The organism is Streptomyces albofaciens JCM 4342, assembly GCF_008634025.1.
Classification (GTDB): domain Bacteria; phylum Actinomycetota; class Actinomycetes; order Streptomycetales; family Streptomycetaceae; genus Streptomyces; species Streptomyces albofaciens.
The window spans coordinates 2,823,825-2,837,754 of the sequence record NZ_PDCM01000002.1 but is presented as its reverse complement, the minus strand read 5'-3'; the positions used below and the strand labels follow the sequence as shown (position 1 = coordinate 2,837,754).

The 13,930-nt window shown below is 71.9% G+C and carries 14 protein-coding genes and 1 pseudogene; 5 read left to right on the top strand and 10 right to left on the bottom strand.

Annotated features, from left to right (window positions below; all coding sequences use genetic code 11):
* The first annotated feature begins 165 nt into the window (after positions 1–165).
* Positions 166–807, top strand: a complete 642-nt coding sequence (locus CP973_RS32250) for a disulfide bond formation protein B (RefSeq protein WP_150247357.1) — start codon at positions 166–168, stop codon at positions 805–807.
* A gap of 191 nt (positions 808–998) precedes the next feature.
* On the opposite strand, the gene CP973_RS32245 is transcribed toward CP973_RS32250, so the two are convergent.
* The 3 genes from CP973_RS32245 to CP973_RS32235 all read right to left on the bottom strand — a co-directional run bounded on the left by CP973_RS32245 (position 999) and on the right by CP973_RS32235 (position 3,105).
* Positions 999–1,346 carry a hypothetical protein gene (locus tag CP973_RS32245; protein WP_032918449.1) on the bottom strand — a complete coding sequence of 116 codons (348 nt, stop codon included), beginning with the start codon at positions 1,344–1,346 and terminating at the stop codon, positions 999–1,001.
* 314 nt (positions 1,347–1,660) lie between these two features.
* Entirely contained in the window at positions 1,661–2,491 is an 831-nt protein-coding gene (gene nadE / locus CP973_RS32240) for an ammonia-dependent NAD(+) synthetase (RefSeq protein WP_150247356.1), read from the bottom strand.
* 59 nt (positions 2,492–2,550) lie between these two features.
* On the bottom strand, positions 2,551–3,105 hold the full coding sequence (locus CP973_RS32235) for a GH25 family lysozyme (protein WP_150247355.1): 555 nt from the start codon (positions 3,103–3,105) through the stop codon (positions 2,551–2,553).
* Positions 3,106–3,474: 369 nt separating this feature from the next.
* Here CP973_RS32235 and CP973_RS32230 point away from each other — a divergent pair, with 369 nt between their 5' ends.
* The 4 genes from CP973_RS32230 to CP973_RS32215 all read left to right on the top strand — a co-directional run bounded on the left by CP973_RS32230 (position 3,475) and on the right by CP973_RS32215 (position 6,451).
* Positions 3,475–4,224, top strand: a complete 750-nt coding sequence (locus CP973_RS32230) for a phosphatase PAP2 family protein (protein WP_150247354.1) — start codon at positions 3,475–3,477, stop codon at positions 4,222–4,224.
* A gap of 138 nt (positions 4,225–4,362) precedes the next feature.
* The gene (locus CP973_RS32225) at positions 4,363–4,626 is read left to right on the top strand and encodes a hypothetical protein (RefSeq protein ID WP_150247353.1); all 264 of its coding nucleotides are present in this window, start codon (positions 4,363–4,365) and stop codon (positions 4,624–4,626) included.
* A gap of 35 nt (positions 4,627–4,661) precedes the next feature.
* Positions 4,662–5,447 carry a class I SAM-dependent methyltransferase gene (locus CP973_RS32220; RefSeq protein ID WP_244410151.1) on the top strand — a complete coding sequence of 262 codons (786 nt, stop codon included), beginning with the start codon at positions 4,662–4,664 and terminating at the stop codon, positions 5,445–5,447.
* Positions 5,444–6,451 carry an HNH endonuclease gene (locus tag CP973_RS32215; protein ID WP_150247352.1) on the top strand — a complete coding sequence of 336 codons (1,008 nt, stop codon included), beginning with the start codon at positions 5,444–5,446 and terminating at the stop codon, positions 6,449–6,451. Before CP973_RS32220 ends, CP973_RS32215 begins: the two co-directional genes overlap by 4 nt.
* A gap of 85 nt (positions 6,452–6,536) precedes the next feature.
* Here CP973_RS32215 and CP973_RS41200 read toward each other — a convergent pair.
* The 7 genes and pseudogenes from CP973_RS41200 to gcvT form a co-directional block, all read right to left on the bottom strand.
* Positions 6,537–6,926: pseudogene (locus CP973_RS41200) on the bottom strand (type II toxin-antitoxin system VapC family toxin); the annotation flags it as partial.
* On the bottom strand, positions 6,923–7,090 hold the full coding sequence (locus tag CP973_RS40245; protein WP_167538551.1) for a hypothetical protein: 168 nt from the start codon (positions 7,088–7,090) through the stop codon (positions 6,923–6,925). The gene CP973_RS40245 and the pseudogene CP973_RS41200, both read right to left, overlap by 4 nt.
* 215 nt (positions 7,091–7,305) lie before the next feature.
* The gene (locus tag CP973_RS32205; protein WP_150247351.1) at positions 7,306–8,688 is read right to left on the bottom strand and encodes an L-serine ammonia-lyase; all 1,383 of its coding nucleotides are present in this window, start codon (positions 8,686–8,688) and stop codon (positions 7,306–7,308) included.
* 123 nt (positions 8,689–8,811) lie between these two features.
* Positions 8,812–10,536, bottom strand: coding sequence for an APC family permease (locus tag CP973_RS32200; RefSeq protein WP_150247350.1), 1,725 nt, complete (start codon positions 10,534–10,536; stop codon positions 8,812–8,814).
* A 457-nt stretch (positions 10,537–10,993) separates the two neighbouring features.
* Positions 10,994–12,253, bottom strand: coding sequence for a serine hydroxymethyltransferase (gene glyA / locus CP973_RS32195; RefSeq protein WP_150247349.1), 1,260 nt, complete (start codon positions 12,251–12,253; stop codon positions 10,994–10,996).
* 55 nt (positions 12,254–12,308) lie between these two features.
* Positions 12,309–12,683: a glycine cleavage system protein GcvH gene (gene gcvH, locus CP973_RS32190; protein WP_003982867.1), complete on the bottom strand. Its 375-nt coding sequence runs from the start codon at positions 12,681–12,683 to the stop codon at positions 12,309–12,311.
* An 88-nt stretch (positions 12,684–12,771) separates the two neighbouring features.
* Entirely contained in the window at positions 12,772–13,899 is a 1,128-nt protein-coding gene (gene gcvT, locus CP973_RS32185; RefSeq protein WP_150247348.1) for a glycine cleavage system aminomethyltransferase GcvT, read from the bottom strand.
* Positions 13,900–13,930: the final 31 nt, after the last annotated feature.

Sequence of the window (13,930 nt, the reverse complement as noted above, 5' to 3'; positions counted from 1 at the left end):
TGTGATTACTCACGCGATTGCTGATGCGATTGCTGACGCGGAGAATTCCGGGGCCGCGGTCCCTTCCCAGGATTTCCATCCTTTCCCAGGCCTCCACTACTGCCCCGGGGCCTCAATCCTTTCCCGCTGTTCGCCGCTCCCGACCGCCCGGAGTTGCCGGTTTCCATGAACGCACCGACCTACGCCGACCTGGATCCGGGGCCGCCCGCCTTCGTGGCCCGCGGGCAGTACTGGTTCGCCTGCCTTTTCGTCGTCGGCTGGACCGGCGTCGTCTGCGGCGGCCTCTTCTACCAGTTCGTACGGTGGGAATACCCCTGCCCGCTCTGCGTGCTCCAGCGGATGTTCATGATGCTGGCCTTCCTGGGGCCCGCGTACATCGTCCGGCAGGGCCTGAACGGCACGGTCGCGCGCCGCGACTGCCTCATGGGCTGGGGGCTGGCCCTGGTCGGCTGCGTCGCCGGGTCCTTCGCGGCATGGCGGCAGACCATGCTGCACATCCTGCCCGGCGACAAGGGCTACGGCAGCGAGCTGCTCGGCCTGCACCTCTACGTCTGGGCGTGGGTGCTCTTCCAGGCGTCCATCGTCGCCATCGGCATCGTCATGGCCTTCGCGCACAGCACGGCGGCCGACCGGCACGTGCCGGCCTCCGGGCCGTACCGGGCCGTCGGCCGGATCGCCCTGGCCTTCGCCGCCCTGGTCGTCGCCGTGAACGTCGTCGCGGTCTTCCTCGAAGAGGGCTTCCACTGGTTCCTGCCGGACAACCCGATCCGTTACGAGTTCTTCTACGACCTCGGCTTCCTGGACTAGGGCGGCGCCGGAGGGGCCGGCGTGGGACCGGAGCAGGGCCGGGGTGGGACCGGAGCACGGCCGGGGTGGGACCGGAGCAGGGCCGTGGTGGGACCGGAGCAGGGCCGGGGGCAGAACCGGGGCAGGATCGGGGCACACGAGGGCGGCGCCGGGCACCGCCCCCCGCGTGCCCCAGTCCTGCCCGCCGGCCGCTATGCGCTGCGCCGCAGGGCGTGCTCCTGCCGGTCCCAGTGATAGGGCTGATGGGGCTTGGCGTCCGCGCGGCGACGGCGGTCGTTGCACAGCAGGCACTTGCCGTACCCCGGAGGCAGCGGGTCCTCCGGGTCGCCGTACAGCGGGTCGACGGCGCCGTGCGGGTGTATGGCGCAGCCGGTCGGGCCGGTCAGCGTGCTGAGCGAGCTGGCGGCGGTCAGCGCCTGGCGCAGGACGTCGACGAGCTGGTCGGCGTCCCGCCGGGTGGGCGCCGCCTGGAGGGAGGAGGCGATGTCGGATGCGGTCGTCAGCGCGGTCTGGAGTTCGCGCAGGTCTGCGTAACCCATGCTCCGGAGCGTAGGGGCACCCACTGACAGTCGATCTTCCGATCGCGTTTCACGGCTTCGCATGCCCCATCCATGCCCGCCGTCGGCCACGATTGCGCACACCTTTGGTGACCATCCCCTTGCCGGAGCATGACAGACATCACATCGCGCCCGGACGTCACATCCGGACCGGACATCACGCCTGGACTGGGGCGTCGCGTCTGAACCGGACATCACGCCCGGCCCGGACGCGAAGACGGTGCGCGCTGCTCGCAGGAGCGGCGCGCACCGTCTCAGGTGTCGGCCGGGGGCCGGGGTCCGGCGGCCGGAGCCGCTCAGGGGGCGATCGGCAGCTCGCGCTTGTGCGCCGTGGCGTGGTAGCGGCGGACGATCGCCTCGTACGCCTCCTCGCCGACCGGCTTGCCTTCGAGGAAGTCGTCGATCTGGTCGTACGTGACGCCGAGGGCGTCCTCGTCCGGCTTGCCCGGGTCCAGCGTCTCCAGGTCGGCGGTCGGCACCTTCCAGACCAGCTCGGCCGGGGCGCCCAGCGCCTCCGCCACGGCCCGCACCCGGCGCTTGGTCAGGCCGGTGAGCGGCACCACGTCCGCCGCGCCGTCGCCGTACTTGGTGAAGAAGCCGGAGACCGCCTCGGCGGCGTGGTCGGTGCCGACGACCAGGCCGTCCTGCGCGCCCGCGACCGCGTACTGCGCGATCATCCGCTGCCGCGCCTTGATGTTGCCCTGGACGAAGTCCTGGTGACGCTCGTCGCGGAAGGTGACCCCGCCGGCCAGCGCCGCTTCCAGCGCGGCGTCGCTGGCCGGGCGGATGTCGACGGTCAGCAGCCGGTCCGCCTTGATGAACTCCAGCGCGAGCTGCGCGTCGTGCTCGTCGGCCTGGACGCCGTACGGCAGCCGCATCGCGTAGAACGTCGCGTCGTGCCCGGCGGCACGGGCCCGCTCGACCGCCAGCTGGCACAGCCGGCCGGCGGTGGTGGAGTCCACGCCGCCGCTGATGCCCAGCACCAGCGCGCGCAGGCCCGTGGTCGTCAGCCGCTCCGCGAGGAACGCCACCCGGCGTTCGATCTCCGCCTGGACGTCGAACGACGCGGACACCTGGAGGTCGCGGGCGATCTCCTGCTGCTGGGACGTGGACGCCGGGTCGGTCACGGCTGCTCCTTCGGGCGAGGGGCGCGGTGCGCGCGGTGCTGGTGCGGACACCCAAGACTCTATGACGGAGCCGCCCACGCCTTGAGGGCGGCCCGGTCGGGGAAGTCGGCGACGTCCTTGTCCAGCGGTCGGCTCGTGTACTGGTGGAAGAGCCAGTCCGCCTTGATGCGCGGGCGCCCGGCCGATACGTAGTCGGCGATCCACAGGCCGTCGCCGGCGTAGGACGTCGAGTCGTGGTTGAGCCAGAAGTCGCGGTTGCAGTAGAGGATCACCCGGTGCGTGGGCCGCAGCCGCTTCACCTCCCTGAGGAACTGGTCCTTCTGCGCGTTGCTCGCGTATGTGCCGCCGCCGGTGCGCTCCCAGTCCGCCGCCAGCAGGTCCCCTTCCACGGACGCGCACTTGTCGACGAAGTACTGGGCCTGCGCCGCGATGTTGCCCGGCCACAGGAAGTGGTAGAAGCCCACCACGCAGCCCGCCTTGCGGGCCTTGTCCGCCTGCGCGTTCTGATGCGGGTTGACGTACGACCGGCCCTCCGTCGCCTTGACGATGACGAAGTCCAGACCGGTCGCCGAATACGAGGGGTTGTGCGAGCTGACGTCGACGCCGTGCAGCATGAGCGGCCTCCTGCCCGACCGAAAACGATCGATTACGATGCGTCACCTGGTGTTATCAGCAGTTCAACATGTCCACGGCATTCCGCGCCAGATGCCTGAAGCGAATTTCCGCTGATCAACGCGTTGTTGGTGTGGTTACGGCCGGGCGTGACGTACTTCGATCAATGGTGACCGGCTGTCATAACGGTAGCGATACGTAGGTGTAAGAACGCCGAATACGGGGGAGGGGTTACGCGGTCCGGCCACGCAGGGGAAAGGGACCGGCCAGAGAACCGCCCGGGTTCGGCCAGACCGGCCACCGGCATGTTTCGGCCGCCCGTGCCCCGCGGTCGAGAGCGCGTCCTGTCCGATCCTTGGCAGACTCATCGGATGAAGCACGCCGCACGCCCCACCGAGGACGACCCCACCGGCCCGCGCCCCCTGCCGACGGCCTCGGAACGGCCCGGCGTCTCCCGCCCGCTCCTCTTTTCCGCCGCCTGTCTCCTGCTCCTGGCGGCCACCGCCGCGCTCCTGGCCGTACACGACTGGGTCCCGCTCGGTCCGGAGCGGGCCGCCCACGCCTGGTCGGTGGCCCACCGCCCGGACGCGGTGGCCGCGGCCGCTGTCGTGGTGACGGCCGCCGGCTCCGGGCCTGTCCTGTACGCACTGGCCCTGCTCGCGGGCGCACTGGCCGGCCGGAACGCACGCGAGCGGCTGCGCGCCGCCCTCATCGCACTCTCCGTGCTCCTCCTCGGACAAGCGGTCCGCTACGTCCTGATGGAACTCATCGCCCGCCCGCGCCCCTCGGAGGCGGACTGGATCAGCCGGGCCACCGGCCACTCCTTCCCCTCCGGCCACTCCACGACGTCCGTTCTGGTGGCCGGCCTCCTCGCCCGGGCCGTACTGACCCGCCTCCAGGGCGCCGTGGCCCGCCGCCTGGCCTGCGCGCTGCTCGCGGTGTGGGCTGTCACGGTCGGCGCCACGCGCGTCTACCTGGGCGTGCACTGGCCCGGTGACGTCCTCGCCGGCTGGCTCCTGGCCACCGCCTGGCTCTCCTGCGCCCTGCACCTCGTGAGGCGAGGCACCCTGCCGTTCCCGCCTGCCTCACCGCCCTCGGGCGCCCCTCAAGCCACCCATTGATTCCTGAACGACCCACGGCCTCCCCACGTCTTCACCAAGCCGGGCATGGACCGGCCCGGGAACGAGCAACTCCCCCGTGAACACCGGTGTTCGGTGCTGCCGCCGTGTGCACCGCCCCCCCCCGGAGGGAGACCCAGCATGGAAGACCAGCACGGCCGCGCCCGGTCACGCTGCCCCGCCGCACCGGCCGCCGACCCGACCCCGTGCCAAGGGCCGCACGAGGCGGTGACGATCGTCTACCGGCACGGCCGCGAGGTCGCGGGCTGCGTCCACCACTGCGCCCGCCTGCTGGCCGGCCTGGAGGGCGCCCGGGTCCACCCGTTCGCCCCGGCGGTCAGCGCCATGGACGTCTACCTGCGCGCCCGCGAACTCCCGCCGTTTGCCTGGGAGATAGGCAAGTAAGTGATCTTGTCAGTGGTGGACCGTAGGCTACGCCCATGACCACACCGAACGGGGGCCCGGAAGCCGGAACCAGCCCACCGGCCAGCGGACCGGGAGCCGAAACCACCCCACCGGCCAGCGGACCGGGAGAGGGAGCCGCAACCACCTCACCGGCCAGGAGACGGGAAGCCGCGACCACCCCACCGACCGGGGGCCCGGAATCCGCGACCGCCCCACCCGTACCAGCCGTTCAGCCCTACTACGCCCGGCACGCGACCGCCCTGGCAGACCGGTACGAAAGCCTCGCCTTCGAAACCGTGCACCGGGACTTCCTCCCCCTGCTGCCCCCGCCCCCGGCCCGCATCGCCGACATCGGCGCGGGCACCGGCCGCGACGCCGCCGCGCTGGCCGCCCGGGGCCACACCGTCCTGGCCGTCGAGCCCGTCCCCGAACTACGCGCCCTGGCCCGCGGCCTGCACCCGTCCCCCTCGATCCACTGGCTGTCCGACGCCCTCCCCGGCCTGCCCCGCCTGCGCGACGAAACGGGCCGCCTCGACGCGATCCTCCTCTCGGCCGTCTGGATGCACCTGCCGGAACCGTCCCGCCCACCGGCCATGCGCCGCCTGCACGACCTCCTGGCCCCCGGCGGCCGCCTCTTCCTCACCCTGCGCCACGGCCCGCCCCCCGAGGACCGGCAGATGTACGACATCCCCGCCCACGAAACGGTCGCCCTCGCCACCCGACACGGCCTCCGCCCCCTCCAGCACGCGCAGGCCATCGACCACCTGGCCCGCGACCACGTCCACTGGAGCACCCTCACCTTCGAGAAGGACCACCCGTGACCACCGACGACTTCTACGCCGCCGCCCCGTCGGCCCGCGCGTCCTGGCGGCTGGCGATCCTGATGGGCCGCAACGCGCGTACGTACAAGTTCGCCCTCGGCAGCGTCCTGCTCCACCACGCGTCCCAGGGCCACACGGAAATCCCGCTGCGCGACCTCGCCGCCCCGTACGCGATGGCCATACTCGAACGCCGGGCTCCTCAGGCACCGCAGAGCGGGACCGAACTCGGCGCGACGGACTTCCTGACCGTGGCGGCGGAGGAGAGCGCGGAGTCCCGCCGGCTCGGGCACCCCACCGACCGGCTGACGGAGGCCGCGGAGCGGTCGATGCCGGGCATGGTCATGGAGAAGTTCCACAACCACGGCGGCGGCCCGGTGCCGCACAGCTTCTACGACATCGTCGGCCGGGGGCGCGGCCGCACGGTGCGGCTGAGCTCCGCCCTGGGCGACGTGGCCCGTTCGTACGAGCTCGAAGGCCTCCGCGCGGAGCTGGACGCCCGCTGGAGCATCGTGGAGAGCAGCTTCGCGACCGGCATCGGCCGCAGCCTGATCGAGGAGGGCGTCCGCGTCGACCGGAGCACCCTGCACATCACGGACCTGCGCCGGCGCCGCCCGGTCACCGGTGTCGCCGAGGCCGTGGCCGGCTTCCAGCACGGGCGCTGCCACATCTGCGACGAGTCGCTGGACGGCGAACGCCCCGCCGTCGACCACGTCTTCCCGCACGCCCTGATGCGCCGCTACGCCAGTGTCAACGGCTGGCACGGTCCCGACCTGGACAGCCTGTGGAACCTCGCCGTGGCCCACCCGACGTGCAACGGCGAGAAGAGCGACCGCATGCCGACCCCCGGCGAACTGACCCGCCTGGCCCGCCGCAACGAGGCGATCATGCACTCGCCGGTACCCCTCCACAAAACCCTGCGCCTCACGCTGAGGAACGCGATACCCGGCCGGCGAATATCCGGCTGGCGCACGTTCCTGCACGAGGTGGAGAAGGCCTGCGCGTAAGCGCCGACCGGGGCCGAGGAGGCGGGACGCACCCTGGGCCGGCAGGCGAAGCTTCGGTTCCCGGACGTGGCGGCTCGGGGGGGCAGACCTTGATGACGCGCACGCCGGGGCCGCACAGAACGTGGAGGTCTTCGGGCCCGAGGTCAGGACGGTCACCGGGGCGGCAGAGGCCATGGCCGTGGCGGCGGCGATGGCGTCGAGGGCGTACTTGTGGCCGTGCAGACCCGGCCGCGGCCAGGGGCCTGCCGGCGTGGCGGGCGATGGCTTCTGTGGGCGGAAGGACGTTCACGCGGGAGACGGCGTAGTCGAAGCGGGCCTGGCTCGTCCTGGGGGCGCGGGCTTCGACGAGGGTGACGGAACTGTTGACGACGCGGATGTCCTCCGCCTCCGCGGCGGCCAGCCACTCGGTGAGTTCGGGGGTGCGCCGTACGAGTGCGGACAGGCCCGCGCAGTCCAGGACGAGAGTGCCGCTCACGCCGCGTCCGCGGAACCCGCCGGCTCGCCGCGCAGGACGGCTCGTTCGGCTTCGACCGCTGCCTGGTCCACCGGGCCGTGTTCCGACTCGGCGTCGTCGATGAGTTCGCGGAGCCGCTCACGTTCGAGCTGGCGTTGGATGAGGGCTTCGACATAGGCGGACATGCCGCGCTTGCCGGTACGTGCCTTGAGGGCCGCGATGGTGCCCTCGTGGAGCGAGACGGAGACCGGGCGGACGGAGCCCTCGCCGGGAGCGGGGGAGACAGCCGTACGGCGAGTGCGACAAAACTCTTGTCATGGAGCGGGAGGTGGTGTCCGCCCTTCGCGTCAGCGGGGGCGGCCCCGGCCCGCGCCGAAGGCGCTGCCGGGGCCCACCGCTCTCAGCACTCGATGATGTTCACAGCCAGCCCGCCCCGGGCCGTCTCCTTGTACTTCACGCTCATGTCGGCGCCCGTGTCCTTCATGGTCTTGATGACCTTGTCGAGGGAGACGTGGTGGCGGCCGTCGCCGCGCAGGGCCATGCGGGCGGCGGTGACGGCCTTGACCGCGGCCATGCCGTTGCGTTCGATGCACGGGATCTGGACGAGGCCGCCGACCGGGTCGCAGGTCAGGCCGAGGTTGTGTTCCATGCCGATCTCGGCGGCGTTCTCGACCTGTTCGGGGGAGCCGCCGAGGACCTCGGCGAGGCCGCCGGCGGCCATGGAGCAGGCCGAGCCGACCTCGCCCTGGCAGCCGACCTCGGCGCCGGAGATGGAGGCGTTCTCCTTGAAGAGCATGCCGATGGCGGAGGCGGCCAGCAGGAAGCGGATGACGCCTTCCTCGTCGGCGCCGGGGACGAAGTTGACGTAGTAGTGCAGGACGGCGGGGATGATGCCGGCGGCGCCGTTGGTGGGGGCGGTGACGACCCGGCCGCCGGCCGCGTTCTCCTCGTTGACGGCCATGGCGTAGAGGGTGGTCCACTCCATCGCGTGGGCCTCGGGGCTGCCTTCGGCGCGCAGGGCGCGGGCGCCGTTGGCGGCACGGCGGCGGACCTTCAGGCCGCCGGGCAGGATGCCCTCGCGCGACATGCCGCGGGACACGCACGACTGCATGACCCGCCAGATGTCCAGGAGACCGGCGCGGATCTCGTCCTCCGTGCGCCAGGCCTTCTCGTTCTCCAGCATGAGGGCGGAGATGGACAGGCCGGTCTCGCGGGAGAGGCGCAGCAGTTCGTCGCCGGTGCGGAAGGGGTACTTCAGGACCGTGTCGTCGAGCTTGATGCGGTCCTCGCCGACCGCGTCCTCGTCCACCACGAAGCCGCCGCCGACGGAGTAGTAGGTCTTCTCCAGCAGGGGCGCGCCGGCCGCGTCGTACGCGAAGAGGGTCATGCCGTTGGCGTGGTACGGCAGGGAGCGGCGGCGGTGCAGGATCAGCTCGGTCGACTCGTCGAAGTCGATCTCGTGGTCGCTGCCTATCTCCGCGCCGAGCAGCCGCAGCCGGCCGCTCCTGCGGATCCGCTCGACCTCGTCGTCGGCGGTCTCCACGTCCACGGTGCGCGGGGAGTGCCCCTCCAGGCCGAGCAGGACGGCCTTGGGGGTGCCGTGGCCGTGGCCGGTGGCGCCGAGCGAGCCGAAGAGCTCGGCCCGTACCGCCGTCGTCTGCGCGAGCAGGCCGTCCTTCTTGAGGCGCCCGACGAACATCCGGGCGGCGCGCATCGGACCGACCGTGTGGGAGCTGGACGGGCCGATGCCGATGGAGAAGAGGTCGAAGACGGAGATGGCCACGGTGGCGGACTCCCTTGTCTGCTCGTGGTGGACGGTGGAGCAAATAGAGATAAAGGGGCGGACGAAACGGAAGGTACGTTTCTGCGCCGACTGTCGAGCCTAACCCGGACGGCGCACAGACTCTCAGACGGAGGCCGTCGGACGGTTGTCCTCCGGGGCAACTACGGAAGACGCAGGGGAGGCGGTCCGGCCGTCGAGCACCGGTCCGGAACCGGCCGGACCGTCGAGTGCCGCCCCGGGACCGGCCGGGTCGTCGAGTGCCGGCCCGGAAGCGGTCAGGCCCGCCCGGTGGGCGTGCACCCCGGCCCGTACGGCCCAGAAGTAGAAGGCGACGGCGGAGAGCGCGACGAGGGCGATGTCCAGGCCGCCGGGGATGACGCCGTGGCCGCCGAAGTCCGGGCTGCCCAGCGCGGACAGTACGGACATCCAGGCCAGGAAGCCGACGAGCCACCACGCGGGCGCGAACTGCCGGCGCAGCCCGGTCACGCCGTGCCGCCGCAGGACCACCGCGGCCACCGGCGCGGCCACCACGGTCAGCAGCGCGACCTTGCCGGTGTCCGGCCACTTCGACCAGTACAGGGCGCAGGCCGCGAAGGCGAAGGTCAGCGGGGCGAGGACGCCCGCGGCGGGCAGCCGGAACGGGCGCGGCAGGTCCGGCCGGGTGCGGCGGAAGACGCCCACCGCGATCGGGCCGATCAGATACGAGATGACCATGGCGGCCGAGATCACACTGGCCAGCGCGTGCCAGCTGTGGCCGACGGTGACCAGCAGCAGCACCGAGAAGCCCAGGTTGAGCCACATCGCGGGGCGGGCCGTCCCGTACCGGGGGTGCACGGTGGCCAGCTTCCGGGGGAAGAAGCCGGTCTCGGCGAGGTTCTGGACCATGTACGCGGCGGACGCGACGTTCGCGATGTTGGAGCCGGCCGGCGAGATGAAGGCGCCGAACTGGAGCAGCGTGACGACCCAGTGCAGCATCAGCACCTTGGCCAGGTCGGCGAAGGGCGAGCTGAAGTCCACACCGTGCCAGCCGCCGCCCTGCGCGAGCTGCTCCGGCGGTACGGCCCCGAGGAACGCGGTCTGGAGGGCGAGGTAGATCACCAGGCCCAGCGAGAGCGCGCCGACCAGCGCGACGGGGATCGCCCGGCCGGGGTTCTTCGCGGCCCCGCCGAGATTGATCACGGCCTGGAAGCCGTTGAAGGCGAAGACCACGCCGCAGGTGGTCACGGCGGTCAGTACGGCCGGCCAGCCGTACGGGGTGAAGCCGCCGTGCGCGGTGAAGTTCGAGGTGTGGAAGCCGGAGGCGATCAGCGCGGCCACCGCGAGCACCGGGATGGCGAACTTCACCAGGGTCAGCACGGTGTTCGCGCGGGCCAGCAGCTGGACCGACCAGTAGCAGGTCAGCCACAGCGCGAAGGTCAGCAGCAGGGCCACGCCCATGCCCGTGGCCGTCAGGTGGCCGCTGCCCGGGTCGACCAGGCCACGGGCCCACGCGTAGCTCCAGGACGACATGTACTGGGTGGCGGCGATGGACTCGATCGGGATCAGCGAGGCGGTCGCGATCCACACCGCCCAGCCGGTGAGGAAGCCGAGCACGGGTCCGTGCGAGAGGTGGCCGTAGCGGGCCATGCCGCCGGGGATCGGGTACGCGGAGCCGACCTCCGCGTAGCACATCGCGATCATGCCGATGAAGACCGCGCCGATGATCCAGGCCACCAGCGCCGCGGGCCCGGCCACCTGGGCGGCCGCGCCGGCCCCGAAGAGCCACCCGGAGCCGAAGATCGAGCCGATGCCGATCATGATGAGGGCGAAGAGGCCGATCCCCTTGCGGTTGCCCGCGCTCATGTCCATTGCCGTGCGTGTTCCGTCCTGCTGCGGTGCAAGGGGCCCGCCCCGGTGGTGCGAAGGGCCCGGCTCTGCTGTCGTGCGAAGGGCCCCGCGCCATTGAGGGGCCGGTCTCAGCCTATGTGGCGCGATATCACCGTAAGGCGGGCGGAAAAGCCGTGCGCCCGGGGTCAACGCCCCCGGGCGCACGGCGTGTTCACCCCGCGGGCACCGCCTCGGCGGCACCCCACGGGGCGCACTTCATGAAACGCGTCACACCGCCGCGTATCGCGGCCGTATCGCGCAGCGACCTACCACGGCCGTGTCACGCAGCGACCTACCACGGCCGTGTCACGCAGCCACGGGCCACGGCCGCGTCACACGGCCACGGCGGACGTGCCACGGAGGCACGGACCACGGCCGCGTCACACGGCCACGGCGGACGTGCCATGGAGGCACCCCGCCGCGGACCGCGTGACATGCGTCACAGCGACGGGTACAGCGGGTGCTTCGCCGCCAGCGTGGTCACCCGGGCCTTGAGCGCCTCGGCGTCGTACGACGGCTTCAGCGCCTCGGCGATGATGTCGGCGACCTCGCGGAAGTCCTCGGCCCGGAAGCCGCGGGTGGCCAGGGCCGGGGTGCCGATCCGCAGGCCGGAGGTGACCATCGGGGGCCGCGGGTCGTTCGGGACGGCGTTGCGGTTGACCGTGATGCCGACCTCGTGGAGGCGGTCCTCGGCCTGCTGGCCGTCCAGCTCGCTGTTGCGCAGGTCCACCAGGACCAGGTGCACGTCGGTGCCGCCGGACAGCACCGAGACGCCCGCCTCGGTCACGTCGGACTGCGTCAGGCGCTCGGCGAGGATGCGGGCGCCCTCCAGCGTGCGCTGCTGGCGCTCCTTGAACTCCTCGCTCGCCGCGACCTTGAAGGACACCGCCTTCGCCGCGATCACGTGCTCCAGCGGACCGCCCTGCTGACCCGGGAAGACCGCCGAGTTGATCTTCTTGGCGAGTTCCTGGGTGGACAGGATCACACCACCGCGCGGACCGCCGAGGGTCTTGTGCGTGGTGGTGGTCACGACGTGGGCGTGCGGCACCGGGTTCGGGTGCAGCCCGGCCGCGACCAGACCCGCGAAGTGCGCCATGTCGACCATCAGGTACGCGCCGACCTCGTCGGCGATCCGGCGGAACGCCGCGAAGTCCAGCCGGCGCGGGTACGCCGACCAGCCGGCCACGATCAGCTGCGGACGGGTCTCCTTGGCCAGCCGCTCGACCTCGGCCATGTCGACCTGGCCGGTCTCGTCGTCCACGTGGTAGGGCACCACGTTGTAGAGCTTGCCGGAGAAGTTGATCTTCATGCCGTGGGTCAGGTGCCCGCCGTGCGCGAGGTTCAGACCCATGATCGTGTCGCCCGGCTTGAGCAGCGCGAACATCGCGGCGGCGTTGGCCTGCGCGCCGGAGTGCGGCTGCACGTTGGCGGCCTCGGCGCCGAACAGCGCCTTGATGCGGTCGATGGCGATCCGCTCGACCACGTCGACGTGCTCGCAGCCGCCGTAGTAGCGGCGGCCGGGGTAGCCCTCGGCGTACTTGTTGGTGAGGACCGAGCCCTGGGCCTCCATGACGGCGGCCGGGGCGAAGTTCTCCGACGCGATCATTTCGAGGGTGGACTGCTGACGGTGGAGCTCGGCGTCGACGGCGGCGGCGACGTCCGGGTCGAGCTCGTGGAGGGAGCTGTTCAGAAGCGACATGACTCTTCCTGGGGTTCGCGGGGCGCACGGCCCCGCCAGGCGGCGGGTGGGCGGGTCAGCCGGTGAAGGCGGTGTACTCGTCGGCCGAGAGCAGGTCGTCCGGCTCGCCGCTGACCTTCACCTTGAACAGCCAGCCGCCCTCGAAGGGGGCGGTGTTCACCAGCGAGGGGTCGGTGACGACGTCCTCGTTGATCTCCGTGACCTCGCCGTCGACGGGGGAGTAGAGATCGCTGACGGACTTGGTCGACTCCAGCTCACCGCAGGTCTCGCCCGCCGTGACCGTGGCACCGACCTCAGGGAGCTGCACGAAGACGACGTCGCCGAGCGCGTTGGCGGCGTGCTCGGTGATGCCGATCGTCGAGACGCCCTCCTCGGCGGCCGACAGCCACTCGTGCTCCTTGCTGTAGCGCAGCTGCTGGGGGTTGTTCATGTCTTGATTCTCCTGGATGCGGTGGCGTGCTCGGTGCAAGGGTCTTGACAGATGAGACGGAGGCGCGGCCGGGACAGGGGCGCGCGCGTCACTTCTGGCGCTTGTAGAAGGGCAGCGCCACGACCTCGTAGGGCTCATGGGTGCCACGGATGTCCACCGCCACACCGGCGGTGCCGGGCGCGGCGTGCGCGGCGTCCACGTACGCCATCGCGACGGGCTTGCCCAGGGTGGGGGAGGGGGCACCGGAGGTGACCTCGCCGATCACGGCGCCGTCCGGGCCCACGACCGGATACCCGGCGCGCGGGATGCGGCGGCCCTCGGCGATCAGCCCGACCAGCTTGCGCGGCGGGTTGGCCGCGGCCCGGTCCCGGGCCGCCTCCAGGGCGGCGCGGCCCACGAAGTCGCCGCCGTTCGTCGTCTTCTCGAACTTCACGACCCGGCCCAGGCCCGCGTCGAACGGGGTGGTGTCCGTGGTCAGCTCGTGCCCGTACAGCGGCATGCCCGCCTCCAGGCGCAGGGTGTCCCGGCAGGACAGGCCGCACGGCACCAGGCCCGCGTCCTTGCCCGCCGCGGTGAGCGCCTCCCAGAGGGCGGGCGCGTCGGCCGGGCGGACGAACAGCTCGAAGCCGTCCTCGCCGGTGTAGCCCGTACGGGCGATCAGTGCGTCCACGCCCGCGACGGTGCCGGGCAGCCCGGCGTAGTACTTCAGGCTGTCCAGGTCGGCGTCGGTCACCGATTTCAGGATGCCGGGGGACTCCGGGCCCTGGACGGCGAGCAGCGCGTACGCGTCCCGGTCGTCGCGCACCTCGGCGTCGAAGCCGTCCGCCCGCTCGGTGAGGGCGTCCAGCACGACCTGGGCGTTGGCGGCGTTGGCGACGACCATGTACGCGGTCTCGGCGAGGCGGTAGACGATCAGGTCGTCCAGGATGCCGCCCTCGGCGTCGCAGATCATCGTGTAGCGGGCGCGGCCGACGGCCACGCCGCCGATGTTGCCGACCAGCGCGAAGTCCAGCAGATCGGCGGCGCGCGGTCCGGTGACGGTGATCTCGCCCATGTGGGAGAGGTCGAAGAGACCGGCGCGGGTCCGCACGGCGACGTGCTCGTCACGCTCGCTGCCGTAGCGCAGCGGCATGTCCCAGCCGGCGAAGTCGGTCATGGTCGCGCCGAGGGCACGATGGGTGGCGTCCAGCGCGGTCCGGCGGGGGGCTTGGGTCATGGTGGTGGCTCCCGGGCATGGGTGACAGGAC

What these genes read in the sequence shown, in the direction of transcription:
- glyA (WP_150247349.1), bottom strand. Translation starts at nt 12,253, where the DNA reads ATGTCGCTTCTGAACAGCTCCCTCCACGAGCTCGACCCGGACGTCGCC.
- CP973_RS32225 (WP_150247353.1), top strand. Translation starts at nt 4,363, where the DNA reads ATGGAAGACCAGCACGGCCGCGCCCGGTCACGCTGCCCCGCCGCACCG.
- CP973_RS32250 (WP_150247357.1), top strand. Translation starts at nt 166, where the DNA reads ATGAACGCACCGACCTACGCCGACCTGGATCCGGGGCCGCCCGCCTTC.
- CP973_RS32245 (WP_032918449.1), bottom strand. Translation starts at nt 1,346, where the DNA reads ATGGGTTACGCAGACCTGCGCGAACTCCAGACCGCGCTGACGACCGCA.
- CP973_RS32230 (WP_150247354.1), top strand. Translation starts at nt 3,475, where the DNA reads ATGAAGCACGCCGCACGCCCCACCGAGGACGACCCCACCGGCCCGCGC.
- CP973_RS40245 (WP_167538551.1), bottom strand. Translation starts at nt 7,090, where the DNA reads ATGTCCGCCTATGTCGAAGCCCTCATCCAACGCCAGCTCGAACGTGAG.
- gcvT (WP_150247348.1), bottom strand. Translation starts at nt 13,899, where the DNA reads ATGACCCAAGCCCCCCGCCGGACCGCGCTGGACGCCACCCATCGTGCC.
- CP973_RS32235 (WP_150247355.1), bottom strand. Translation starts at nt 3,105, where the DNA reads ATGCTGCACGGCGTCGACGTCAGCTCGCACAACCCCTCGTATTCGGCG.
- gcvH (WP_003982867.1), bottom strand. Translation starts at nt 12,683, where the DNA reads ATGAACAACCCCCAGCAGCTGCGCTACAGCAAGGAGCACGAGTGGCTG.
- CP973_RS32220 (WP_244410151.1), top strand. Translation starts at nt 4,662, where the DNA reads ATGACCACACCGAACGGGGGCCCGGAAGCCGGAACCAGCCCACCGGCC.
- CP973_RS32200 (WP_150247350.1), bottom strand. Translation starts at nt 10,536, where the DNA reads ATGGACATGAGCGCGGGCAACCGCAAGGGGATCGGCCTCTTCGCCCTC.